Source organism: Jannaschia sp. GRR-S6-38, assembly GCF_029853695.1.
Taxonomy (GTDB): Bacteria; Pseudomonadota; Alphaproteobacteria; order Rhodobacterales; family Rhodobacteraceae; genus Jannaschia; species Jannaschia ovalis.
The window spans coordinates 1,427,051-1,450,401 of sequence record NZ_CP122537.1 but is presented as its reverse complement, the minus strand read 5'-3'; the positions used below and the strand labels follow the sequence as shown (position 1 = coordinate 1,450,401).

The 23,351-nt window shown below is 71.0% G+C and carries 26 protein-coding genes and 1 tRNA gene; 13 read left to right on the top strand and 14 right to left on the bottom strand.

Annotated elements, in window-relative coordinates:
- The first annotated feature begins 79 nt into the window (after nucleotides 1-79).
- The 3 genes from P8627_RS07595 (at nucleotide 80) to P8627_RS07585 (ending at nucleotide 1,782) form a co-directional block, all read left to right on the top strand.
- Nucleotides 80-607 carry a pseudouridine synthase gene (locus tag P8627_RS07595; RefSeq protein ID WP_279967165.1) on the top strand — a complete coding sequence of 176 codons (528 nt, stop codon included), beginning with the start codon at nucleotides 80-82 and terminating at the stop codon, nucleotides 605-607.
- A gap of 137 nt (nucleotides 608-744) precedes the next feature.
- Nucleotides 745-1,170 (top strand): YdeI/OmpD-associated family protein, encoded by a 426-nt coding sequence (locus P8627_RS07590; RefSeq protein ID WP_279967164.1) that lies wholly within the window; start codon nucleotides 745-747, stop codon nucleotides 1,168-1,170.
- Nucleotides 1,171-1,254: 84 nt separating this feature from the next.
- Nucleotides 1,255-1,782, top strand: coding sequence for a redoxin domain-containing protein (locus P8627_RS07585; RefSeq protein ID WP_279967163.1), 528 nt, complete (start codon nucleotides 1,255-1,257; stop codon nucleotides 1,780-1,782).
- 10 nt (nucleotides 1,783-1,792) lie between these two features.
- Here P8627_RS07585 and P8627_RS07580 read toward each other — a convergent pair whose 3' ends face one another.
- The 5 genes from P8627_RS07580 to P8627_RS07560 all read right to left on the bottom strand — a co-directional run bounded on the left by P8627_RS07580 (nucleotide 1,793) and on the right by P8627_RS07560 (nucleotide 4,498).
- Entirely contained in the window at nucleotides 1,793-2,470 is a 678-nt protein-coding gene (locus P8627_RS07580; protein ID WP_279967162.1) for a helix-turn-helix transcriptional regulator, read from the bottom strand.
- On the bottom strand, nucleotides 2,470-2,850 hold the full coding sequence (locus P8627_RS07575; RefSeq protein ID WP_279967161.1) for a VOC family protein: 381 nt from the start codon (nucleotides 2,848-2,850) through the stop codon (nucleotides 2,470-2,472). Before P8627_RS07575 ends, P8627_RS07580 begins: the two co-directional genes overlap by 1 nt.
- A gap of 65 nt (nucleotides 2,851-2,915) precedes the next feature.
- The gene (locus tag P8627_RS07570; RefSeq protein WP_279967160.1) at nucleotides 2,916-3,131 is read right to left on the bottom strand and encodes a DUF2798 domain-containing protein; all 216 of its coding nucleotides are present in this window, start codon (nucleotides 3,129-3,131) and stop codon (nucleotides 2,916-2,918) included.
- Nucleotide 3,132: 1 nt separating this feature from the next.
- Nucleotides 3,133-3,804: an SDR family NAD(P)-dependent oxidoreductase gene (locus P8627_RS07565; RefSeq protein ID WP_279967159.1), complete on the bottom strand. Its 672-nt coding sequence runs from the start codon at nucleotides 3,802-3,804 to the stop codon at nucleotides 3,133-3,135.
- Between the two features lie 136 nt (nucleotides 3,805-3,940).
- A complete protein-coding gene (locus P8627_RS07560; RefSeq protein WP_279967158.1) occupies nucleotides 3,941-4,498 on the bottom strand; it encodes a DUF1285 domain-containing protein in 558 nt (185 codons plus the stop codon).
- Between the two features lie 66 nt (nucleotides 4,499-4,564).
- On the opposite strand from P8627_RS07560, the gene P8627_RS07555 reads away from it, so the two are divergent.
- The 8 genes from P8627_RS07555 to P8627_RS07520 all read left to right on the top strand — a co-directional run bounded on the left by P8627_RS07555 (nucleotide 4,565) and on the right by P8627_RS07520 (nucleotide 15,487).
- Nucleotides 4,565-5,566, top strand: a complete 1,002-nt coding sequence (locus P8627_RS07555) for an AAA family ATPase (RefSeq protein ID WP_279967157.1) — start codon at nucleotides 4,565-4,567, stop codon at nucleotides 5,564-5,566.
- Complete coding sequence (locus P8627_RS07550) at nucleotides 5,563-6,447, top strand: DUF58 domain-containing protein (protein WP_279967156.1); 885 nt, start codon at nucleotides 5,563-5,565, stop codon at nucleotides 6,445-6,447. The genes P8627_RS07555 and P8627_RS07550 overlap by 4 nt, the downstream gene beginning before the upstream one ends.
- Nucleotides 6,444-9,155 (top strand): DUF4159 domain-containing protein, encoded by a 2,712-nt coding sequence (locus P8627_RS07545; RefSeq protein ID WP_279967155.1) that lies wholly within the window; start codon nucleotides 6,444-6,446, stop codon nucleotides 9,153-9,155. The genes P8627_RS07550 and P8627_RS07545 overlap by 4 nt, the downstream gene beginning before the upstream one ends.
- The gene (locus P8627_RS07540; RefSeq protein ID WP_279967154.1) at nucleotides 9,156-11,216 is read left to right on the top strand and encodes a hypothetical protein; all 2,061 of its coding nucleotides are present in this window, start codon (nucleotides 9,156-9,158) and stop codon (nucleotides 11,214-11,216) included.
- 172 nt (nucleotides 11,217-11,388) lie between these two features.
- On the top strand, nucleotides 11,389-12,417 hold the full coding sequence (locus tag P8627_RS07535) for a TRAP transporter substrate-binding protein (RefSeq protein ID WP_279967153.1): 1,029 nt from the start codon (nucleotides 11,389-11,391) through the stop codon (nucleotides 12,415-12,417).
- A 73-nt stretch (nucleotides 12,418-12,490) separates the two neighbouring features.
- Nucleotides 12,491-13,075, top strand: coding sequence for a TRAP transporter small permease (locus P8627_RS07530; RefSeq protein WP_279967152.1), 585 nt, complete (start codon nucleotides 12,491-12,493; stop codon nucleotides 13,073-13,075).
- Nucleotides 13,072-14,382, top strand: coding sequence for a TRAP transporter large permease (locus P8627_RS07525; RefSeq protein ID WP_279967151.1), 1,311 nt, complete (start codon nucleotides 13,072-13,074; stop codon nucleotides 14,380-14,382). Before P8627_RS07530 ends, P8627_RS07525 begins: the two co-directional genes overlap by 4 nt.
- A gap of 58 nt (nucleotides 14,383-14,440) precedes the next feature.
- Nucleotides 14,441-15,487: a threonine dehydratase gene (locus P8627_RS07520; protein WP_279967150.1), complete on the top strand. Its 1,047-nt coding sequence runs from the start codon at nucleotides 14,441-14,443 to the stop codon at nucleotides 15,485-15,487.
- Here the strand turns inward: P8627_RS07520 and P8627_RS07515 are convergent.
- The 3 genes from P8627_RS07515 to P8627_RS07505 all read right to left on the bottom strand — a co-directional run bounded on the left by P8627_RS07515 (nucleotide 15,414) and on the right by P8627_RS07505 (nucleotide 16,592).
- Complete coding sequence (locus tag P8627_RS07515; protein ID WP_279967149.1) at nucleotides 15,414-16,076, bottom strand: polyamine aminopropyltransferase; 663 nt, start codon at nucleotides 16,074-16,076, stop codon at nucleotides 15,414-15,416. The two genes, P8627_RS07520 and P8627_RS07515, sit on opposite strands and share 74 nt — an antisense overlap.
- A 23-nt stretch (nucleotides 16,077-16,099) precedes the next feature.
- Nucleotides 16,100-16,175: transfer RNA gene (locus P8627_RS07510), tRNA-Ala, on the bottom strand.
- 69 nt (nucleotides 16,176-16,244) lie between these two features.
- Entirely contained in the window at nucleotides 16,245-16,592 is a 348-nt protein-coding gene (locus P8627_RS07505) for a TIGR02300 family protein (protein WP_279967148.1), read from the bottom strand.
- Nucleotides 16,593-16,706: 114 nt separating this feature from the next.
- Here P8627_RS07505 and P8627_RS07500 point away from each other — a divergent pair, with 114 nt between their 5' ends.
- A complete protein-coding gene (locus tag P8627_RS07500) occupies nucleotides 16,707-17,402 on the top strand; it encodes a M48 family metallopeptidase (RefSeq protein WP_279967147.1) in 696 nt (231 codons plus the stop codon).
- Nucleotides 17,403-17,439: 37 nt separating this feature from the next.
- The gene (locus P8627_RS07495) at nucleotides 17,440-18,087 is read left to right on the top strand and encodes a GntR family transcriptional regulator (protein ID WP_279967146.1); all 648 of its coding nucleotides are present in this window, start codon (nucleotides 17,440-17,442) and stop codon (nucleotides 18,085-18,087) included.
- Nucleotides 18,088-18,090: 3 nt separating this feature from the next.
- Here P8627_RS07495 and P8627_RS07490 read toward each other — a convergent pair whose 3' ends face one another.
- The 6 genes from P8627_RS07490 to odhB all read right to left on the bottom strand — a co-directional run bounded on the left by P8627_RS07490 (nucleotide 18,091) and on the right by odhB (nucleotide 23,351).
- Nucleotides 18,091-18,714 (bottom strand): hypothetical protein, encoded by a 624-nt coding sequence (locus tag P8627_RS07490; RefSeq protein ID WP_279967145.1) that lies wholly within the window; start codon nucleotides 18,712-18,714, stop codon nucleotides 18,091-18,093.
- Between the two features lie 397 nt (nucleotides 18,715-19,111).
- Entirely contained in the window at nucleotides 19,112-20,506 is a 1,395-nt protein-coding gene (gene lpdA / locus P8627_RS07485) for a dihydrolipoyl dehydrogenase (protein ID WP_279967144.1), read from the bottom strand.
- Nucleotides 20,507-20,576: 70 nt separating this feature from the next.
- Nucleotides 20,577-20,972 (bottom strand): MAPEG family protein, encoded by a 396-nt coding sequence (locus P8627_RS07480; protein ID WP_279967143.1) that lies wholly within the window; start codon nucleotides 20,970-20,972, stop codon nucleotides 20,577-20,579.
- Nucleotides 20,973-20,976: 4 nt separating this feature from the next.
- A complete protein-coding gene (locus tag P8627_RS07475; RefSeq protein WP_279967142.1) occupies nucleotides 20,977-21,153 on the bottom strand; it encodes a hypothetical protein in 177 nt (58 codons plus the stop codon).
- Complete coding sequence (locus P8627_RS07470) at nucleotides 21,150-21,779, bottom strand: hypothetical protein (RefSeq protein WP_279967141.1); 630 nt, start codon at nucleotides 21,777-21,779, stop codon at nucleotides 21,150-21,152. Before P8627_RS07470 ends, P8627_RS07475 begins: the two co-directional genes overlap by 4 nt.
- Entirely contained in the window at nucleotides 21,780-23,351 is a 1,572-nt protein-coding gene (odhB, locus tag P8627_RS07465; protein WP_279967140.1) for a 2-oxoglutarate dehydrogenase complex dihydrolipoyllysine-residue succinyltransferase, read from the bottom strand.

Below are 23,351 nucleotides of genomic sequence, written 5' to 3'. Positions count from 1 at the left end.
CTTCGCCCGTTTCTTGTAGAAAACCGCAGTAGTCAATCTTTTCTTGTAATCTTCCAGGCGAGCGCTTGCGGACCTCTCAATGCTGATCCTGTTCAACAAGCCGATGAACGTGCTGAGCCAGTTCACCGACGAGGGGCGCTGGCCGGGCCTGAAACATTGGATCGACCAGCCGGGGGTTTATGCCGCGGGACGGCTCGACCGCGACAGCGAGGGGCTCCTGGTGTTGACCGATGACGGGCGGCAGCAGGCGCGGATCAGCGCGCCGGGCGGGCATGCCAAGACCTATTACGCGCTGGTCGAAGGGGTGCCGGGGCCCGAGGCGCTGGCCGCGCTGCGCGGCGGCGTGACGCTGAGGGACGGGCCGACGCGCCCCGCCGAGGTCGAGCTCGTGGCGCCGCCGGATTGGCTCTGGCCGCGGGACCCGCCGGTGCGGCTGCGCAAGACGGTGCCCGATGCCTGGCTGCGGCTGGTGCTGACCGAGGGGCGCAACCGGCAGGTGCGGCGCATGTGCGCCCATGTGGGCCTGCCGGTGCTGCGGCTGATCCGATGGTCGGTCGGGGACTGGACGCTGGACGGGCTGGCCCCCGGCGAATGGCGGCGGGCATGAAGGACGCGGCCCCGGTCACCGTCGCGTCGCGCGCCGAATTGCGGGACTGGCTGGCGGCGCATCACGGGTAGGCGGAGGGCGTCTGGCTGGCCACCTACAAGGCGCATCATCCCGACCACCTGCCCTGGGGCGAGGCGGTGGAGGAGCTGCTTTGCTGGGGCTGGGTGGATGCGGTGGTGCGGCGGGTGGATGACGACAGCTCGGCGCATTTCGTGGCCCCGCGGAAGGAGAGCTCGACCTGGTCGGGCGTGAACAAGCGGCTGGTCGCGCGGGCCCGGGCCGCGGGCGCGATGACGCCGGCGGGCGAGGCGAAGATCGCGGCGGCGCAGGCGAACGGGATGTGGAGCTTCCTCGACGACGTGGAGGCTGGGATCGTGCCGGACGACCTGGCGGAGGCGCTGGGGGATCTGCGCGCGGTCTGGGACGGTTGGCCGGCGAGCGTGCAGCGCGGGACGCTGGGCTGGATCAAGGCGGCGAAGACCGAGGCCACGCGGGCCAAGCGGATCGCGGATGTCGTCGAGAGCGCGGGGCGGGGGCTTCGGCCGTCGCCGTTTCGCGGCTGAAGCCCCGGAGGGTCGCGCGTCGGAGGGAACAAGCACGCGGGCGGCCCCGTTTCATGGGCAAGCCAACACAACCCAAGGTGCCCCATGTCCGTTTCGATGCCCGTCCCCGGCAACCCCGCCCCGTCGCTCGACCTTGAGCTGATCATCGGCGCGAAGTGGCGGCTGGAGGACCAGTCCCCCGACGCCTTCACGATGATCGTCTTCTATCGCGGGCTGCACTGCCCGATCTGCAAGAATTTCCTCAACGATCTGCGCGGCGATTACGACGCGTGGCTGGAGAAGGGGGTCGAGGTGATCAATGTCTCGATGGACCCGAAGGAGAAGGCCGAGCAGGCGCACAAGGACTGGGGCCTGGACCCGATCCCGATGGGCTTCGGCCTGACCGAGGCGCAGGCGCGGGATTGGGGCCTGTACCTGTCGGGAGCGCGCAACGATGGCGAGCCGGAGGTTTTTTCGGAGCCGGGTCTGGCTTGGGTGAAGCCGGACGGCACGCTCTGGATGCTGGAGATGTCGTCGACGCCTTTCGTGCGGCCCGACATGAAGATGCTGCTCTCGAAGGTCGATTTCATCCGCGAGAAGGATTACCCGCCGCGCGGCACCAAGGCGGCCTGAGCCGCCGCACTCACTCGTAATGGCGGTCGCGGAAGACCTCGATCGTCTTGTCGGACTCGACCGGGAAGGGCGGGCCTTCGGTCATGCCCGCGATACGATCGACGCGGAACATGCGGAAATCGTCGCGCAGCTCGCACCAGCCGACCAGCGTCCAGACCGTCCCCCAGAACCACAGCCCCAGCGGGCGCACGTCGCGGCGGGTCGAGCGGCCCGCCTCGTCGGCGTAATCGAGGGTGAGGCGCAGACCCTCGGCGGTGGCCCGTTCGATCCGGTCGATCAGGTCGGTGGTCGCGGCGTCCAGGTGGTCGGGCCGGAAGGCGTGGACATGCACCGAGCCGGCGCGCGCGGCGGCCGGCTCGGGCAGGACGGCGGCGATCTTGTCGAGCGCGGCCTCGGCGGCGCGGGCCATGCCGGTGCCGCCCCAGGCGCGGATCAGGCGGATGCCGCCGACCAGCGCCACCACCTCGTCCTGCGAGAACATGATCGGCGGCAGGTCGTAGCCCGCGCGCATGACGTAACCCATGCCGGCCTCGCCCTCGATGGGCACGCGGTTGCCGATCAGATGCGCGACGTCGCGGTAGACGGTGCGCTGCGAGATTTCGAGCGTCTCGGCCAGCTCGCGCGCCGTCACCAGCCGACCGCCCCGCAGGATGTCGATGATCCGCAGGAGGCGGTCGGCCCGCCGCATCAGCCTTCCCGCGCCGCGGGCTGGAACAGGCCGATGGAGTTGCCGTCGGGATCGAGCGCATAGGCGAAGCGGCCGAAGGGCATCTCGACCACGGGCTGGTCCAGCAGGGTGCCGCCCGCCTGGCGCAGGCGGGCGGCGGCGTCCTCGACCGTGTCGGGCAGGACGAAATGGGTCGTTGCGCCGGTCGCGGGCGTGCCGGGATAGAGATGGCCCGAGACGCCCTGCGTCTCGTCATGGGGGAAGACCAGCATGTCGTTCACGGGGCTGCTCTCGCGCTTCAGCGTCCAGCCGAAGACGGCTTCGTAGAAGCGCCCGGCGGCGTCGAGATCGGTGACCGGGATCTCGGTCCAGACGATGGGCGTGGCGGGGGCGTGGGTCATGGTCGGGGCTCCTGTTGTCGATGCCCCGTCCATCGCACCCCCCTGCTGACAGCATGGTGTCAGCATCACGCCGCCCGCACCAGCCGCGCCGCCCGTCGCGGCGCGATTTGCGCGACGATCCGAAGCGCGGGGGTGGCCATGGCCCGGTTTCGCATCCAGAGCTCGAGCATGCCCTCCGCCGTGCCGGCGGCGCGGCCGGCCGCGATCCCCGAGACGAGACGCGATATCAGCCCCGACAGGATGAAGCCGAACGGGATCGGCGCGTATCGGGCGGCGGTCATGTCAGAACGGCTCGGCCATCGGGCGCAGCGTCAGCTCGTTCGTCCAGGTCGAGATCGGCTGGTCGATGAGCTGCATATAGGCGGTCGCGATGGCGTCGGGGTTCAGGCGATCGGGGCGGTCGTCGCGCGCGCCGATGGCGCCGTCGATATTGATCCAGGCGACATGGATTCCCTCGGGATGCAGCTCGCGCGCCATGGATTGCGCGAGGCCGCGCTGGGCGAACTTGCCCATCGCGAAGGGCGCCGATCGCGGGAAGCCCTTCACCCCCGCGCTGGCCCCGGTGAAGAGGATCGTGCCGCGATGCCGTCCGTCATTGCCGCGCATCAAGCGGGTCGCCTCGGCCCCCATCAGGAAGGCGCCGAAGGCCGTGACCTCGAGCGCGCGGCGCACGGCCTCCGGGTCCAGCGCGTCGATCGGGCCCTTGCTGCGGGCCGAGGGGTTGTAGACCGCGACCCGCAGGGGGCCGGGCAGATCGGCGAAGAGCGCCGCCATCGCGGCGGGGTCGCTGGCATCCATCGCGACGGTGCGGGCGGCGGTCTCGCGCGCGAGGTCTTCGAGGTCGTCGGTGGAGCGGGCGGCGAGGGTCAGGCCGAGGCCGCGCCGCGCCAGCGCCCGGGCCAGCGAGGCGGAGAGGCCGGGGCCGGTTCCGATGATGACGGCGTGGTCGGGCATGGCGGCCTCCTCGGCGCGTGGGATGCGCGCAGGGTAGGCCAGCGGCGGCGGCGCGTCATCTGCCGGGGTGGGCCTGACGGCCCTCGTTCCGGGCCGTAAAGTTCTCCCATGCCGGATCACGGGCCGGCCCGGCCTCTTACCCCTCCAGCTTCTCCGCGGCGATGATCGGGAAGAAGGCGCCGCCGGAGGCGAGGCCGAACTGGCCGCCGCGCTCCTCGCCGATCTCGACGAGGCGGTAGAAGCTCTTGCGGTCGATCAGCGCCTCGAGCCCGGCGCGCACCTCGACGTAAGGCGACGGCTCGCCATCCGCGCCGTGCTCGACCCGGATCGGGTGTTCCGGCCCGGCCTCGACCACGTCGCCGACATTGGTGGTGAAGACGATCCGATCCGCATCCGCCTCGAAATCGACGGCCACGAAGGGCGCGTCCTCGACCTGCAGGCCGACCTTCTCGACCGGGGTGACGAGGTAGTGGCGGCCGTCCTCCTTCTTCAGAATCGAGGCGAAAAGCCGCACCAGGCCGGTCCGGCCGATGGGCGTGCCCTCGTGAATCCAGGTGCCGTCGCGCTTGATGACGATGTCGATCTCGCCGCAATAGGGGGGGTTCCACAGGTGGACGGGCGGCGGGCCCTTCTGCCCGCGGGCGGCGGCGAGGAGGTTCTCCGCCGAGGGGGTCACGGGATCTTGTTCGTCCATTGCCCTTTGTCTCCGGCTGCAGCAGCGATAGCTATGCCACAAGATAACCCGCGCGAGGATCAGACAATGGCCGACGAGCTTCTGGGCGAAATCGAAGCGCTGGGCGACCGCCTGGGCGATGCCCGCAAGGCCATCGCCACCCGCATCATCGGCCAGGAGGACGTGGTGTCGCTCGCGCTTTCGGCCATGCTGGGCGGCGGCCACGCGCTGCTGATCGGCCTGCCGGGGCTGGGCAAGACGCGCCTGGTCGAGACGCTGGGCACGGTGATGGGCCTGAGCGAGGCGCGCATCCAGTTCACGCCCGACCTGATGCCGGCCGATATCCTCGGCTCGGAGATCCTGGAGACGGGTGCCGACGGGGCCCGGGCCTTCCGCTATGTCGAGGGGCCGATCTTCGCGCAGCTTCTGATGGCCGACGAGATCAACCGCGCCAGCCCGCGCACGCAATCGGCGCTGCTGCAGGCCATGCAGGAGCGGGTGGTGACGATCGCCGGCGCGACGCGCCCCCTGCCCAAGCCCTTCCACGTGCTGGCCACGCAGAACCCGATCGAGCAGGAGGGCACCTACCCGCTGCCCGAGGCGCAGCTGGACCGGTTCCTTTTGAAGATCGACGTGGCCTATCCCGACCGCGCGACCGAGCGCGACATCGTGCTGGCCACCACCGGCGCCGCCGAGGCGGAGGCCAGCCGGGTCTTCGACGCCGAGGGCCTGATCGAGGCGCAGGCGGTCGTGCGCCGGATGCCGGTGGGCGAAAGCGTGGTCGAGGCGATCCTCGACCTGGTGCGCGCCTGCCGCCCCGACGATGCGGACGCGACCGATGCGGTGAAGCGCCACGTGGCTTGGGGCCCGGGCCCGCGCGCGGCGCAGGCGCTGATGCTCTTGGTGCGGGCGCAGGCGCTGCTGGAAGGGCGGCTCGCGCCCGATGCGTCGGACGTGGCGCGGCTGGCGCGGCCGGTGCTGGGCCACCGCATGGCGCTGAGCTTCGCGGCCCGCGCCGAGGGGGTCGAGCTGGACGCGGTGATCGACGAGGTCACCGCGCGGGTGACCCGGGTCGAGCAGGCCGCTTGAGCGACGCGCTCCATAACCCGGCCTCGCTGCGCGCGCGATCCGAGGCGGTCGCGGGCGGGCTCCCGGGGCTTCTGATGTCCGCCGAGCGGCTGGCCGCCACGATCCTGCTGGGCGAGCACGGCCGCAAGCGCGCGGGGCCGGGCGACGCGTTCTGGCAATACCGCCCGGCTCAGCCCGGCGATGCCCGCCGCGCCATCGACTGGCGGCAGTCGGCGCGGGGCGACGCGCATTTCGTGCGCGAGACCGAATGGCAGGCGGCGCAGACGCTGATGCTCTGGGTCGACGATGCGGCCTCGATGCGCTTTGCCGTCGGGGACCGCCCGGCCAAGCTGCGCCGGGCGCAGACGCTGGCGCTGGCGCTGGCGGTGCTGGTGATCCGCGCCGGCGAGCGGGCGGGCCTGGCCGCCCTGCCGGAGCCGCCGCGTTCGGGGCGCGCGCAGCTCTACCGCATCGGCGAGGCGCTGATGGAGGGCGGCGACGTGCCCGATTACGGCGCGCCGCGCCCCACGGTGATGCCGCTGGGCAGCCGCGCGGTGTTCCTGTCGGATTTCCTGGGCGACCCCGCGCCGGTGGCCGAGGCGCTGACCGCCGCCGCCGATCGCGGCGTGACGGGCGTGCTGGTGCAGGTGCTGGACCCCGAGGAGGAAGCCTTCCCTTATGACGGCCGCACCCTGTTCGAGAGCATGTCGGGCGCGATGCGCTTCGAGACGCTGAAAGCGGGGCGGCTGCGCGACGATTACCTGGCGCGGCTGGCGGCGCGGCGGGCGGCGCTGCGCGACCTGTGTGCGCGGACCGGCTGGCAGTTCCACCTGCATCACACCGATGCCTCGCCCGAGGCGGCGCTGCTGTCGCTGTGGTCCGCGCTGGAGCGGCGGCGGTGAACGGCCTCGGAAACCTCGCCTTCACGGCGCCGCTGCTGCTGCTGGCGCTGGTTCTGCTGCCGATCCTGTGGTGGCTGCTGCGCGCGGTGCCGCCCGCGCCGATCCGGCGGCGCTTTCCGGGCATCGTGCTTCTGCTGGGCCTGAAGGACGACGAGAGCCAGACCGCGACCACGCCCTGGTGGCTGCTGATGCTGCGGATGCTGGCGCTGGCGGCGGTGATCCTGGGCTTCGCGGGCCCGGTTCTGAACCCGCGCGCGGCGGGCACGGGGACCGGGCCGCTGGTGGTGGTGATGGACGCCTCCTGGGCCTCGGCGCGCGACTGGCCGGCGCGGATCGCGCGGGTCGAGGCGATGCTGCGCGACGCGGCGCGTGCCGGGCGCGTGGCCGCCGTGCTGCCGCTGGCCGACCCGCTGCCCGAGACGCTGCCGCTGCAATCCGCCGAGGCCTGGATCGGGCGGCTGCCTTCGATCCGGCCGCGCCCCTGGGCGCCGGATTATGCGGCGCTGGAGGGCTACGACATGGGCGGGGCCGAGCTGGTCTGGGTGTCCGACGGGCTGGACCGGCCGGGACGCGACGCGCTGGCGGCCCGCGTGATCGACAGCGGGCGGCCGGTGCTGGGCCTGACGCCGGCGCGCTATGCCGACGGGCTGATCGCGCTGACCGTGTTGCGGTCGGGCGACGTGGGCGCGCGGACGATGCCGATCCGGGCCATCGGGCCGGGGCCGTCGGGCGCGCTGACCGAACTGGCGGTGGCCGAGATGGACTTCGCCGCGGGCGCGTCGGAGGCGGAGCTGGAGCTGTCGCTGCCGCCCGAACTGCGCAACCGCGTGCAGCGCTTCGAGATCGCGGGCGAACGCGCGGCCGGGGCGGTCAGCCTGACCGATGACAGCCTCGCGCGGCGCGAGGTGGCGCTGCTGACGCAGGCGGGGGACGAAGCGCAGGACCTGCTCTCGCCGCTCTACTACCTGCGCAATGCGCTGGAGCCGACCGCCGACCTGATCGAGGGCGACCTGGAGACGCTGCTGCCCGCGCAGCCCGATGTCCTGGTGCTGGCCGACGTGGCGCGGCTGTCGCCCGCCGAGACCGCGCAGGTCGAGGATTGGGTGCGCGACGGCGGGCTTCTGCTGCGCTTCGCCGGACCGACGCTCGCGGCCTCGGACCTGAGCCGGTCGGAGGAGGCCACGCTGATGCCGGTGCGGCTACGCTCCGGCGGGCGGTCGATCGGCGGCACGCTGAGCTGGGGCGAGCCCAAGACGCTGCGGCCCTTCGACGAGGCCTCGCCCTTCTTCGGGCTGGCGATCCCCGAGGACGTCACCGTGTCGAGTCAGGTCGTGGCGCAGCCCGACCCGACCCTGTCGGACCGCGCGATCGCCGCGCTGGCCGACGGCACGCCGCTGGTCACCCGCAAGCCGCTGGGACAGGGGCAGGTGGTGCTGTTCCACGTCACCGCCAACGCGGAATGGTCGACGCTGCCGCTGTCGGGCCTGTTTGTGCAGATGCTGGAGCGGCTCGCCGTCTCGACCCGCCCCGCGCGGCCCGAGGTCGAGGAGCTGGAGGGCACGACATGGGTGCCGCGCGTGGTGCTGGACGGGTTCGGAACGGCGCGGGACGCGGGCACCATGGCGGGCGTGCCGGGCGAGGCGCTGGCCAGCCCGGAGCCGTCGGCGGAGCTGCCGCCCGGGCTCTACGAGGGTCCGGGGCAGAGCTTGGCGGTCAACGTGCTCGACACCGGCGACACGCTCGCGCCGGCCCGCTACCCGGCGGGCACGGTGGTCGAAGGGCTGGAGCGCGCGCCCGAGACCGACCTGATGCCGCCGCTGCTGGCGCTGGCGATGATCCTGCTGGCCGTCGATGCGCTGGCCTCGCTCTGGCTGGGCGGGCGGCTGCGCCGGGGCGCCACGGGCGCCGCGGCCGTCGCGCTGGCCGCCCTTCTGGCGCAGGGGCCGGGACCCGCGCAGGCGCAGGCCGAGCCGATCCCCGGCGAGGTCGTGCTGGCCCATGTCGTGACCGGCGACGCGCGCACCGACGAGGTGGCGTTGGCCGGGCTGACGGGGCTGTCGGCGGTGCTGACCGCGCGCACCTCGGTCGAGCCGGACCTGCCGCGCGGCGTGGATCTCGAGACCGACGAGCTGGCCTTCTACCCGCTGCTCTACTGGCCGGTGACCGCCGATCAGCCGATCCCTTCGGACGCGGCCTATGCCCGGCTCAACCGCTACCTGCGGGGCGGCGGCATGATCGTCTTCGACACGCGCGACGCGGATCTGGGGGGCTTCGGCTCGACCTCGCCGGCGAGCCAGCGGCTGCGCGACATCGCCGCGCCGCTGGACATCCCGCCGCTGGAGCCGCTGCCCGAGGATCACGTGATGACGCGCAGCTTCTACCTGCTGCAGGACTTCCCGGGCCGCTACAATTCGCGCGAGGTCTGGGTCGAAGCCTCGCCCGACACGCCGCCCGTCGAGGGCATGCCCTTCCGCGAGCTCAACGACGGCGTCACCCCGGTGGTGATCGGCGCGAACGACTGGGCGGCGGCCTGGGCGGTGGACGATGCGGGCCGGACGCTGCTGCCCATCGGGCGCGGCTTCGCGGGCGAACAGCAGCGCGAGATCGCCTATCGCTTTGGGGTGAACCTGGTGATGCATGTGCTGTCGGGGAACTACAAATCCGACCAGGTGCACGTGCCCGCCCTTCTGGACCGGCTGGGGAACTGAATGGCGCGCGATATCATCTTCGACCCGCTCCTGCCGCTCTGGGCCATCGGCGCGCTGGCCGCGCTGGTGGCGCTGCTCTGCCTGCTCGCCGCGTGGCGCGGGCTGCCGGGCTGGTGGCTGCGGATGCTGGCGGGGGCGGTGCTGGTCGTCGCGCTGCTGGATCCGAGCCTGCAGACCGAGGATCGCGAGCCCTTGTCGGACATCCTGCTGATCGTGGTGGACGAGAGCGCGTCGCAGCAGCTCTCGGACCGGCCCGCGCAGACCGCCGCGGCGCTGGAAGGCCTGCTCGAGGAGGCGGAGGCCGACGGGCTGGACACGCGCGTGGCCCGCGTGGGCGACGGCGAGGGCGACGAGGGCACGCTGGCCATGACCGCGCTTTCGGAGCTTCTGGCCGAGGTGCCGCGCGACCGGGTGGCGGGCGCGGTGATCGTCTCGGACGGGCAGGTGCATGACGCAGGCCTCGCCCCCGATCTGCCCGCGCCGCTGCACCTGCTGCGCACCGGGCGCGAAGCCGATTGGGACCGCCGGCTGATCGTGTCGAACGCGCCGGCCTTCGCGATCCTGGGCGAGGAGTTCGAGATCACGCTGCGGATCGAGGACCAGGGCGCGGTGCCCGCGGGCTTGGGCGACGAGGCGGAGGTGATCCTGGCCGTCGATGGCGGCCAGCCGCGCAGCTACCGCGTGCCGGTGGGCCGCGACCTGCCGCTGCCCATCGCGCTGCCCCATGGCGGGCGCAACGTGATCGAGTTCCGCACGCCCGAAGCCGCGGGCGAGCTGACCGACCGCAACAACGCCGCCGTGATCCAGATCAACGGCGTGCGCGACCGGCTGCGCGTGCTGCTGGTCTCGGGCGAGCCCCATCCGGGGCAGCGCACCTGGCGCAACCTGCTGAAGGCGGATGCTGCCGTGGACCTGGTGCATTTCACGATCCTGCGGCCGCCGGGCAAGCAGGACGGCGTACCGGTGACCGAGCTGTCGCTGATCGCCTTCCCGACGCGCGAGCTGTTCTTCGAGAAGATCGACGAGTTCGACCTGATCATCTTCGACCGCTACCAGCGGCGCGGGATCCTGCCGGGCGTCTATCTCGACAACGTGCGCAACTATGTCGAGCAGGGCGGCGCGCTGCTGGTCGCGGCGGGGCCCGATTTCGCGACCGCCGATTCCATCTTCCGCTCGCCCCTGTCCGAGATCCTCCCCGCCGTGCCCACCGCCATCGTGCTGGAGGAAGGCTTCCGCCCCGCCGTGTCCGATCTGGGCGAGAAGCATCCCGTGACCGAGGCGCTGCCCGACGACTATGGCGCCGATGGCGAGCCCTGGGGCCGCTGGTTCCGGCAGGTGCAGGTCGAGGCCGCGCCCGAGTCGCAGGTGGTGATGGACGGGCTGGAGGGCGAGCCGCTCCTGATCCTCGACCGGGTGAAGGCCGGGCGCGTGGCGCTTCTGGGGTCGGACCAGGTGTGGCTCTGGGATCGCGGCTACGAGGGCGGCGGCCCGCAGGCGGAGCTCTTGCGGCGGCTGGCGCATTGGCTGATGCAGGAGCCCGAGCTGGAAGAGGAGGCGCTGACCGCCGCGGCGCTGGGCCAGGAGATCACGGTGACGCGGCGCACGCTGGGCGAGGCGCCCGGCGCGGTGACGGTGACGGCGCCGGACGGCACGGTCTCGGAGCTGGTGCTGGAGGAGGAGCTTCCGGGCCGCTTCACCGCGCGGCTGACCGGCGCGCAGCAGGGCCTCTACCGGCTGGAGGAGGGCGAGCGGACCACGGTGATCGGCCTCGGCCCCGCCGCGCCGCGCGAATTCGTCGAGACGATCGCCACCGACGCGGTGCTGGCGGGCGCGATGGACGCGACCGATGGCGGGCGCGTGGCGGTGGAGGACGGCGTGCCCGACCTGCGGCCGGTCCGCGCGGGGCGCACTGCCGCGGGCCGCGGCTGGCTGGGCTGGACGCCGCGCGACGCCTACCTGACGGCCGACATCCGGGTGCTGTCGCTGGTGCCCGCCTGGCTGTTTCTGCTGCTTGCGGGCGCGCTGTCGACCTTCGCCTGGCTGCGCGAGGGGCGGCGCTAGCGGCTGGCGGCGTTGTCGGGCGTTGCCCGATGCTGTTTCGCGCCGACCGCCCGAAATCGTTGCAGTTGCAACCTCCCTCTTCACATCCGTTGCCCGCGCGTATTCAATCCCGGGCATGACGCGGGCCCGAAGACCCGCGCTCACGCGATACGTGCATCAGGGAGGATGACACATGATTTGCCGCAGAACCCTCGCCGGCTTGCTGACCGGCGCCGCGCTCACCGTCACCGCGCTGCCCGCGCTGGCGCAGGAGGTGACGCTGAAGCTGCACCAGTTCCTGCCCGCGCAGGCCAACGTGCCGAAGCTGATCCTCGACGTCTGGGCCGACAATGTCGAGGAGGCCTCGGGCGGGCGCATCGAGGTCGAGCGCTATCCCTCCATGCAGCTGGGCGGCTCGCCGCCGCAGCTGATGGACCAGGCGATCGACGGCGTGGCCGACGTGGTCTGGACGGTGGTGGGCTACACGCCCGGCCGCTTCCCCTCGACCGAGGTGTTCGAGCTGCCCTTCATGGTAACCGACGCGCGCGCCGGATCGGCCGCCTATTGGCAGATGTACCAGGAGCACATGCAGGACGAGTTCGCCGACGTGCATATCCTGGGCACCTGGATCCACGGGCCGGGCATGATCCACGCCAACAAGGAGATCATCACGCCCGACGACATGCAGGGCATGAAGATCCGCGGTGCGACCCGGCAGGTGAATTCGCTGATCGAGGCGCTGGGCGCGACGCCCGTGGGCATGCCGGTTCCGGCGATCCCCGAGGCGCTGTCGAAGGGCGTGATCGACGGCACCACCATCCCCTGGGAGGTGACGCCGGCGCTGAAGATCCCCGAGCTGGTGCAGAACCACACCGAGTTCGAGGGCAACCATCTCTATAACGTCACTTTCGTGCTGGCGATGAACAAGGCCAAGTACGAGAGCCTGCCCGACGACCTGAAGCAGGTGATCGACGACAATTCGGGCCTCGAATTCTCGGTCTTCGCGGGCGGCACGCAGGCGGATGCGGACGTCCCCTCGCGCAAGATCGCGGCCGATGCGGGAAACAACATCGTCACCGTCTCGGAAGCCGACGCGGCGGCCTGGCGGGAGGCGGCGCAGCCCGTCTACGACGCCTGGCTGGCCGAGATGGCGGAGAAGGGCATCGACGGCCAGATGCTAATCGACGAGGCCCGCCGCCTGATGGACGAATACGAGGGCTGAGGCTAGGGTCCGGGCGAGGGGCCGCGCACCGCTGGGGCGCGGCCCCTTCGCTTGACAGGCAGGGGGTGCGGGCATGCTGGGACGGATCGTCGAGGCGCTGGCGCGGCTGATGGCCGTGCTGGGCGGGCTGGTCCTGACGGGGCTGATCGGGCTGACTTGCGCCTCGGTCGCGGGCCGGGCGATCAACGGCTGGATGCATGCCGACTGGGTCGAGACGACGCTGCCCGCGCTGTCGGGCTTCGTTCTGGGGCTGGGCGTGGGCCCGATCAACGGCGATTTCGAGCTGGTCGAGGCCGGCATGGCCTTCGTGATCTTCGCCTTCCTGCCGATCACCCAGCTCACCGGCGCGCATGCCAGCGTCGACATCTTCACCCGGGCGCTGGGGCCGCGGGTGAACGGGGGATTGATGGCGCTCTGGGCTCTGGTTTTCGCGGCCGTGCTGATCCTGATCGCGCGGCAGCTCTGGCTGGGGACCGAGGCCAAGATGCGCTACGGCGAGACGACCTACCTGATCCAGTTTCCGATCTGGTGGGCCTATGCCGCGGCGCTGTCGGGGGCGGTCGTGGCCGCCTTCGCCGCCTGCTACGTGGCCGCCGTGCGGGTGGCCGAGCTGGTGACCGGCGCGCTGATCCTGCCATCCGAGGAGGCCGATCATTGACCGATCTGGCCATCGGCCTGTGGTCCTTCCCGGCGCTGATGGCGCTGATCTTCCTGCGCGTGCCGATCGGGCTGGCGATGTTCCTGACCGGGCTCGCGGGCCTGTGGCTGGTCACCGGGGGCAATGTCGTGGCGCTGTCGCGGCTGAAGAACGAGACCTACTCGACCTTTTCCAGCTACTCGCTGTCGATCATCCCGATGTTCCTGCTGATGGGGCATTTCGCGACGCTGGGCGGCATGAGCCAGGCGCTGTTCCGCGCGGCCGAGGGCTTCCTCGGCCATCGGCGGGGCGGGGTGGCGATGGCGGCGGTGGGCGCCTGCGCGGGGTTCGGCGCGATCTGCGGCTCGTCGCTGGCGACGGCAGCCACGATGGGGCGCGTCGCCCTGCCGGAGCTGCGCCGCTACGGCTATGACGGCGGCTTCTCGACGGCGACGCTGGCGGCGGGCGGCACGCTGGGCATCCTGATCCCGCCCTCGGTGGTGCTGGTGATCTATGCCATCCTGACCGAGCAGAACATCGCCAAGCTGTTCCTCGCGGCCTTCGTCCCCGGCCTGCTGGCGGCGCTGGGCTACGTGATCGCGATCTCGATCTACGTGCGCCGCAACCCCGCCGCAGCCGGCACGCGCGAGGCCATCCCGATGGGCGAACGCTTCCGCCTGCTGGCCGCGGTCTGGCCGGTGCTGGTCGTCTTCGTCGCGGTGGTCGGCGGCATCTATGGCGGCATCTTCACGCCAACCGAGGGCGCAGCGGTTGGCGCGCTGGGCACCGGGCTGATCGCGCTGGTCAATGGCGGACTGACCGGCCGGACCCTGATCGAGAGCTTCATGGTCACCGCCAAATCGACCGCGATGATCTTCTTCATCGTGCTGGGCGCGGGGATCTACAACGGCTTCCTCGCGCTCACCCAAGTGCCGCAGGAGATGTCGCAATGGGTGGTCACCCAGGGCTTCGCGCCGGTCACGGTGCTGGTGGTGATCCTGGTCTTCTACTTGGTCTTCGGCTGCCTGATGGACTCGCTGTCGATGATCCTGCTGACCATCCCGATCTTCTTTCCGGTCGTCGCGGCGCTGGATTTCGGAATGACGGCCGAACACGTGGCGATCTGGTTCGGCATTCTGGTTCTGATCGTGGTCGAGGTCGGGCTGATCACGCCGCCCGTGGGCATGAACCTGTTCGTCATCAATGCGATGGATCGCGGGACGCCGATGCTGCAAACCTATCGCGCGGTGATCTATTTCGTGGGCTCCGACATCGTGCGCGTGGCGATCCTGGTGGCCTTCCCGGCGATCACGCTGTTCTTGTTGTAGCGGCGGGGGCGCGGCTCCCGGACCCCCGAGCGATGTCCGGCCAGAGGAGGAGGGCGCCATGTTCGACCTGTCCGAGCTGCAAGCGGCGGCGGATCTCGTGCATCGGTCGGTGCCGCCGAGCCCGCAGCTGCGCTGGCCGCTTCTCGACCGCGCGACGGGCGCGCGGGTGGTGGTCAAGCACGAGAACGCCAATCCGACCGGGGCCTTCAAGGTGCGCGGCGGCGTGACCTTCATCGATTGGCTGCGGCGCACGCATCCCGACTGTCCGGGGATCTGCACCGCCACGCGCGGCAATCACGGGCAGAGCCAGGCGCGGGCGGCGGTGGCCGCGGGGTTGCGGGCGGTGGTCTACGTGCCCGAGGGCAATTCGCCCGAGAAGAACGCCGCGATGGCGGCCTGGGGCGCCGAGCTGCGCGTCCACGGCGCCGATTTCGACGCCGCGCGCGAGGAGGCCTTCCGCGTGGCCGAGGCCGAGGGGCTGTTCATCGTGCCGCCCTTCCACCGCGAACTTGTGCGCGGGGTCGCCACCTATGCGCTGGAGCTTCTGTCCGAGCACCCGCAGATCGAGACGCTCTACGTCCCGATCGGCTGCGGTTCGGGGATCTGCGGCTGCATCGCGGCGCGTGACGCGCTGGGCCACCGGGCCGAGATCGTGGGCGTGGTGTCCGAAGGCGCGCCGGTGGCGAAGCTGTCGGCCGAGGCAGGGCGGCCGGTGGCCTGCAACGACGCGCGCACCTTCGCGGACGGGATGGCGGTGCGGGTCGCGGTGCCCGAGGCGCTGGCGATCTATGCCGCGGGCGCGGCGCGGATCCTGTCGGTGACCGAGGACGAGCTGGCCGAGGCGATCCGCCTGACCTGGACGGCTTGCCACCACGCCGCCGAAGGCGCGGGCGCCGCGCCGCTGGCCGGGTTGATGCAGGAGCGGGCGGCGATGGCCGGGCGCGAGGTCGCGGTGATCCTGTGCGGCGGCAATATCGATGCGCCGAAGATGGCCGAGGTGCTGCGCGGGGGGCACGCCCGCGCCCTGAGCCTCAGGTCTGTGCGATCCAGATCGTGTGGCGGGGGCCGCGCCGGGCGCGAGTGGCGCGGACGGTCTCGGTCGTAACGCGGAAGCCCGTGGCCGCGAGCCGGCGGGTGAAGGCCGGGGCGGGATGTGCCGACCAGACGGCCAGCACGCCGCCGGGGGCGAGCGCCGCCGCGGCGGCGCGCAGCCCGGCCTCGGAATAGAGCGCGTCGTTGCCCGGACGCGTCAGCCCGTCGGGGCCGTTATCGACATCGAGCAGGATCGCATCCCAGCCGCCTTCGGCGATCGGGCGGGCCACGTCGCGCAGGTCGAGCGTCACCCGCGGGTCGTCGAGGCAGGTGCCGAAGACGGGTGCCATCGGTCCGCGTGCCCAGTCAGCCAGGGCGGGCACGATCTCGGCCACGGTGACGCGGGCAGCCGGGCCGGTCCGGGCCAGCGTCTCGCGCAGGGTGAAGCCCATGCCGAGCCCGCCGATCAGCACCCGCGGGGCGGGCGCGCCGCAGGCGTCGACGGCGAGGCGGGCCAGCGCCTCCTCCGAGCCGCCGAGGCGGGAATTCATCAGCTCGTTGCCGCCCGCCAGCCGGATCGAGAACTCCGCCTCGCGCCGCATCAGGCGCAGCGTGTCGCCGCCGGGGGCATCGGCACGGGCGAGTTCGACCCACGGGCGCATGGCAACCTGCGATGTGAGGGAAATGGTGGAGCCTAGGGGAGTCGAACCCCTGACCTCTTGCATGCCATGCAAGCGCTCTACCAACTGAGCTAAGGCCCCGATCGGCCTGCCTGTTAGGACAGGGCCGCAGACGGCGCAAGCGGAAAAACCGCCCGCGCCGGGTGGTCGTCAGTCGTCGTCGTCGCCGTCGTCGTTCACGGCCAGCGTGTCGAGTGGGACGGTGTCGTCGTCATCGTCGTCGAGAACGGCGTCGTCATCTTCGACGGCGTCGTCGTCATCGTCATCCTCGACTTCGACATCCACATCGTCGTCGTCGAGCAGCAGATCCTCGTCGGCCTTCGCGGGCTTGGCGTCGGCGTCGTCCTTGTCGGCCACCAGGACGCGGGTCTTGGTGCCGGTTTCGACGTTCACGACCTCGCCCGTGTAAGGGCTGACGATGGGATCGCGGTTCAGGTCATAGAAGCGCTTGCCGGTCGTCGGGCAGACCCGCTTGACGCCCCATTCTTCCTTGGGCATGTCGCATCCTTCATATCATCCGAGACAGCGTTCCCGGCTGGGGAATCCGGGTGCGATGCCACAGCGGACAGGGGGTGGCAACCCCCGGCTCCGCGCCCGCGAACCGGAGGGGCGATGCGCGAAACCGACAGCCTGACCGTTCCGGGCGCCCCGCATATCGCGGTGCGGCTGCGCCGGTCGTCGCGCGCGCGGCGCATGGCGCTGCGGGTGGGGCGGTCGGACGGGCGGGTGACGCTGACCCTGCCGCCGCGCATGGACCTGGCCGAGGCGCGCGACTTCGTGGAGAGCCAGGCGGGCTGGATCGCCCGGCAGGTGGCCGCGGTGCCCGCGCCGCTGCGGGTGGCGGTGGGCGGATACCTGCCGCTGCGGGGGCGCGAGGTGCCGCTGGTGGCGGGATCGGGCCGGTCGGCGCGGCTGCGCGACGGGGCAATCGCGGTGCCCGACGACGCGCGCGCGGGGCCGCGGGTGAAGGTGCTGCTGGCGGCGCTGGCGCGCACGCATCTGGCCGAGGCGGTGGACCGCCATGCCGGGGCGCTGGGGCGGGTGCCGGGAAAGCTGACGCTGCGGGACACGCGGTCGCGCTGGGGGTCCTGCTCGTCGCGGGGAGACCTGATGTTCTCCTGGCGGCTGGTGATGGCGCCGCCCGAGGTGCTGGATTACGTCGCGGCGCACGAGGTCGCGCATCTGCGGCACATGGACCACTCGCCCCGGTTCTGGGCCCAAGTCGAGGCGCTGATGCCCGATTGGCGGCCCAAGCGCGACTGGCTGCGCGCCGAGGGGGCGCGGCTGCACGCGATCGATTTCTCCTGACGCTTGACGGGCGGGCCTGCGCGGGGAGAGTGGGGCCATGCTTCTCAACCCCCTTCCCGAAGGCGCCGGCGCCGCGCATGACCGGCTCTACCGTTCGCTGCGCGCCCGGATCATGCATGGCGAGCTGGCGCCCGGCGTCGCGCTGACGCTGCGCGGGATCGGGCGCGATTACGGGCTGTCGATGACGCCCGTGCGCGAGGCGCTGCGCCGGCTGGTGGCGGAGGGGGCGCTCGCGCTGTCGGCTTCGGGACGGATCGCGACGCCGGCGCTGTCGAACGACCGGATCGAGGAGCTTGCGGCGCTGCGCTCGCTGCTCGAGCCCGAGCTGGCCGTGCGCGCCCTGCCGCGGGCGCATCCGGCGCTGATCGACCGGATGGAGGCGATCAACACCGCCATCGCCGAGCAGATCGCCAAGCACGACGCCTCGGGCTACATCCGCACCAACCTGGAATTCCACCGCACGCTCTACCTGCGGGCGCAGGCTCCGGCGATGCTGGCGATGGCCGAGACGGTCTGGCTGCAGATGGGGCCGACGATGCGCGCGCTCTACGGGCGGCTGAACCGGACCGAGCTGCCGAAAAACCACCGCCTGATCGTCGCCGCTCTGCGCGCGGGGGACGAGCCGGGCCTGCGGCTCGCGGTGCGCGCCGATGTCACCCAGGGACTGCGGCTGCTGGCGGGCTGAGGGTCAGGCGGGAAGCAGCGCGCTGAGGCCGCGCAGCTGGTCGCGCTTGAGACCCAGGCCGCGGGCCAGCACCATCAGGAAGGCCCGGTCCGAGGGCGAGAGCGGCGCCTCGGCCAGGAGCACGGAGAGCGCGGCGTTGAAGACCACCATCTTCTCGCCCTGGGTCAGCCCCTTGCGCATCCAGCGGAAATTGATCGGGATGATGATGCGGTCGGCGCGCTGCGCCGCCTCGCGCAGGTGGTCTTCGGTGAAATCCATGTCGGTCAGCGACCGCGCGATCTCGAGCGCGCGTTTCAGGCGTTTCGGATGGATCCCGCGGCCCTTCCAGACGGCGTGACACATGGCGTCGACCGCGCGGAAGCGGGGGCCGTTGCTGAGCCCCAGCACGGTCCGGCGCATGTCGCGGCGGCGAAGCCGCAGCCGGCGCGCGACGGTCAGGATCAGCGCGATGATCGAGACGCAGCCAATCGACCACGGCAGGACCCGGACGGTTTCCAGCCAGGACTGGATCGGCCCCGGAAACAGGTGCAATTCCCCCCGATCCATCAGGTCGCCGGCGCGGGCGGGGCCTGCAAGCAGCGCGAAGAAGGCGGCGGCTTGGGCGAGGGGGCGGGGCGGTCGGATCACGGGGGCACTCGTTTCGCTACGGTTGGCGTCCTAGTGCCGGAGGAAAGGGGCGGGAGTTGGAGCGACTTGGTGCGCTTCGTGTCAAATTAGCGGTGTTTCGCCTACACGCCGCGGGGGAACGTGGCGCTTCCGTGGCAGTGTCGCGCAGCAACGCCGGGTTGCACCCCCGGACGGGCGATTGTTCGCGGATTTCGCGAGAGTCGGGCCGTGCCGCATTGTGGCGGGATCATGGCGGCCATCGGCGGATCCTGGCGCAGGACAGCGGCGCGCGCCTCGGCGGATCCTTGCGCGGCGCCCCGCCGGGCGGGCGCGCGCCGGGTCCCGGGCGGGGCCGATGCGCGCCCGGTCGGGGAATCGCTGAGCCTGCTGGATGGCGGCGCGGGCCCGCCCGCCGGTCTCAGGCGTGGATCGGGCCGTCGCCGCAGGCGAGCGCCGCTTCGCGCATCGCCTCCGAATAGGTCGGGTGGGCGTGGCAGGTCCGCGCCAGATCCTCGGCCGCGGCGCCGAATTCCATCGCGACGCAGACCTCGTGGATCAGATCGCCGGCCATCGGGCCGATCACGTGACAGCCCAGGATGCGGTCGGTCGCCTTGTCGGCGAGGATCTTCACGAAGCCGTCGGCGGCGAAATTGGCCTTGGCGCGGCCATTGCCCATGAACGAAAACTTGCCGACCTTGTAGGCGCGCGCCTCCGCCTTGAGTTGCTCCTCGGTCAGCCCGACCGAGGCCACCTCCGGGTGGGTATAGATCACGCCGGGGATGACCTCGTAATTCACGTGGCCCGCCTGGCCCGCCAGGATTTCGGCCAAGGCCATGCCCTCGTCCTCGGCCTTGTGGGCCAGCATCGGCCCCTCGATCACGTCGCCGATGGCGTAGAGGCCGTCGATATTGGTGCGGAAGTCGTCATCGACGGCGACCTGGCCTCGCTTGGTTAGCTTCACGCCCAGCTTGTCGAGGCCGAGCCCCTCGGTGAAGGGCTTGCGGCCGGTTGCCACCAGGACGACATCGGCCTTCATCTCGTGCTGGCTGTCATCCTTGCGCAGCGCGTAGGTGACATGCGCCTTGCCGCCCTTGACCTCGACCTTCGAGACGGCGGCGCCGAGGGCGAATTTCAGGCCCTGCTTGCCGAGGATGCGCTGGAAGGTCTTGGCGACCTCGGCGTCCTGGCCGGGGGTGATCGCGTCGAGATACTCGATCACGGTCACCTCGGTGCCGAGGCGGGAATAAACCGAGCCGAGCTCCAGCCCGATGACGCCGCCGCCGACGACCACCATGCTCTTGGGGATGCTCGCCAGCTCCAGCGCGCCGGTGGAGGTGACGACGACCTTCTCGTCCACCTCGATCTCGGCGCCGGGGACCGAGGCCGCTTCGGAGCCGGAGGCGATGATGATGTGCTTGGCGTCATGCGTGTCGTCGCCGACGCGGACCTTGCCGGCCTCGGGGATCGAACCCCAGCCCTTCAGCCAGTCGATCTTGTTCTTCTTGAAGAGGAACTCGATGCCCTTGGTGTTCTGCTCGATCGTGTCGGACTTGTAGGCCAGCATCTGCTTCCAATCGACCGAGGGCGCCTTTCCCTTGAGGCCCATCTTGGCGAAGTTGTGCTCGGCCTCGTGGAGCTGGTGGGAGGCGTGCAGGAGCGCCTTGGACGGGATGCAGCCCACGTTCAGGCAGGTGCCGCCCAGCGTCTCGCGCCCCTCGACCACGGCGGTCTTGAGGCCCAGCTGCGCGCAACGGATGGCGCAGACATAGCCGCCGGGGCCGGAGCCGATGATGATGACGTCGTATTGGGCCATGGGGTCGTCCTTCGTTGCGGGTCGCCGGGGCTCCGCCCCGGACCCCGAGGTATCTCGGGCCGGAGGAAGATTAGATCAGGGTGGAGATAACCATAAGGAGCGTGGCGAGGAACCCCACGAACCAGATCAGGCTGCGCCACGGGCGCAGGCCCAGCGCGTAGGCCGGCACATAGAGCACGCGCGCGGCGAGATAGGTCCAGGCCATGGCGGCGGTGAACGGCGTCGCCTGGCCCGAGAGGGTGACGAGCGCGACGGCGGCGGTGAAGAGGATGAGCCCCTCGAAATGGTTGCTCAGCGCGCGCTGCAGCCGACCGCCGAGCACCGAGAGCGGGCGCGAGGGGTCCCGGTCGCGCGCCGACATCGCGTAGCCGGGGCCCACGTCGAGATTGGCGCGGATGGAATAGGCCCCGAATTGCAGCGCTTGCAGCAGGAGGGCCAGGGCGAGGGCGGTGAGTTCCGGGGTCATGCGCCTACTTGCCGCGGCGGATGAGGACGAGCGTGACGCCGAAGGACAGGACGGCATAGCCCGCCCAGAGCCACCAGAGCACGGGGTCCGGCCCGCGATAGGCCACGAGCGCGACGACGAGCAGCGCGGCGATGCCGATGCGGAGGAGCCAGAAGGCGAGGGCGCGGGTGGTGGGGGTCATGGGGTGGTGCGATCTTGACTGCGCGCGGCCAACTCTTCCGTCTCGTCCAAGATCTTGTCAATTTCTCGAAGCGTATCAGCAGATGCACTTCTCATCCAGAACCCTGCGATCCCTCCGATTGCGCCTGGAAGTGCGTTAGGCCAGGCTAATCCCTCAAAGAGGGTCATATTTTTTTCCTGTTCGGCAGGGGTGCCAGGGTCAATCACGTTAGCGACCGAAATCAGGATCAATACGACGAGAAAGAATAAGGTCAATCCAAATACCGCACCCACGACATCAGCCAGAGCGTTTGCGGAACGATAGAGATCAGAAAGATGCTCATTCTTCAAGCGACCCAGCCGATAGGCTCGTTGGGCGACGGACCTCTCGTTGAAGACATCAATCGCCAGAAGTCTGCGTCCTATTGGAACGATTAAAGAACCCAGAAAGACTGCCAGAAAAGCAAAACCAAGAAGCGCAACGATATTTTCCCCAGTGGCCCAGTTCTCGGAGGAAAAATCTTCGCCGAAAGGCAGAAATGACGCTACGTCAGTGAAGTGCAAGAGATAAAGACCGAGCCCGCCGACCGTCAGACGATTCAGCGAACTGGTCCAGGTTCCTGCAAGTGAAAATGGCGTTGCTGTCATCTACAAATCCATCAGCAGCCGCCGCGGGTCCTCCAGGGCTTCCTTCACGCGCACCAGGAACGTCACCGCGCCTTTGCCGTCCACGATCCGGTGGTCGTAGCTCAGCGCGAGATACATCATCGGGCGGGCGACGATCTCGCCGCCGACGACCATCGGGCGCTCCTGGATCTTGTGCATGCCGAGGATGCCCGATTGCGGCGGGTTAAGGATGGGCGAGCTCATCAGCGAGCCGTAGACGCCGCCATTCGAGATCGTGAAGGTGCCGCCCTGCATGTCGGCCATCGTCAGTTTGCCGTCGCGCGCGGCGCGCCCCTTTTTGGCGATGGCCTTCTCGATGGCCGCGAACGACATCGAGTCGGCGTCGCGGATCACCGGCACGACGAGGCCCGTGGGCGTGCCGGTGGCGATGCCCATGTGGACGTAGTTCTTGTAGACGATCTCGGTGCCGTCGATCTCGGCGTTGACCTCGGGCACCTCCTTCAGGGCGTGGCAGCAGGCCTTGGTGAAGAAGGACATGAAGCCCAGGCGGACGCCGTGCTTCTTCTCGAAGAGGTCCTTGTATTCGGAGCGCAGGTCCATGACCGCGCCCATGTCCACCTCGTTATAGGTGGTCAGCATCGCGGCGGTGTTCTGGGCGTCCTTCAGGCGGCGGGCGATGGTCTGGCGCAGGCGGGTCATCTTGACCCGCTCCTCGCGCCCGGCATCGTCGGCGGGGGTCGGCGCGCGCGGGGCCTGCGCCGGGGCAGGCGCCTCGGCGGCGGGGGCCCGGGCCGCGCTGGCGGCCTTCATCACGTCTTCCTTCATCACCCGGCCATCGCGGCCGGAGCCCTGCACCGCGGCGGGGTCGAGCCCCTTCTCGGCCATCAGCTTCTTGGCCGAGGGCGCGTCCTCGACATCGGCGCCGCGCTTGGTGGCGGGGGCGGAGGCGGCCTCGGCTTTCGGCGCCTCGGCCTCGGCCTGGGGCGCGGGGGCGGCGCCCTCGCCCGCGGCGATCACGGCGAGCTTGCCGCCCGCGGCGACGGTCTCGCCCTCTTGCGCGAGGATTTCGGAGAGCGTGCCGGCGGCGGGGGCGGGCACCTCGACGGAGACTTTGTCGGTCTCCAGCTCGCAGAGCATCTCGTCGGCCGCGACGGCGTCGCCGGGCTGCTTGAACCAGGTGGCGACGGTGGCCTCGGTCACGGATTCGCCCAGCGCGGGGACCATCACGTCGATGCTGTCGCCGCCGGAGGCGGGGGCGGCGGCCGGCGCCGCGGCGGCGGGTTCGGATTTCCCCTCGGCGGCCTTGCCGTCGGGCTTGGCCTCGGATTTGCCATCGGGCTTGGGCGCCGCGCCCGCGCCCTCGGAGATGGTTGCGAGCAGCGCGTCGACGCCCACCGTCTCGCCCTCGCCGGCGACGATCTCGCCCAGCGTGCCGGCGGCGGGGGCGGGCACCTCGACGGTGACCTTGTCGGTCTCCAGCTCGCAGAGCATCTCGTCGGCCGCGACCGCGTCGCCCGGCTGCTTGAACCAGGTGGCGACCGTCGCCTCGGTCACGGATTCGCCCAGCGTGGGCACCTTCACTTCGATGGACAT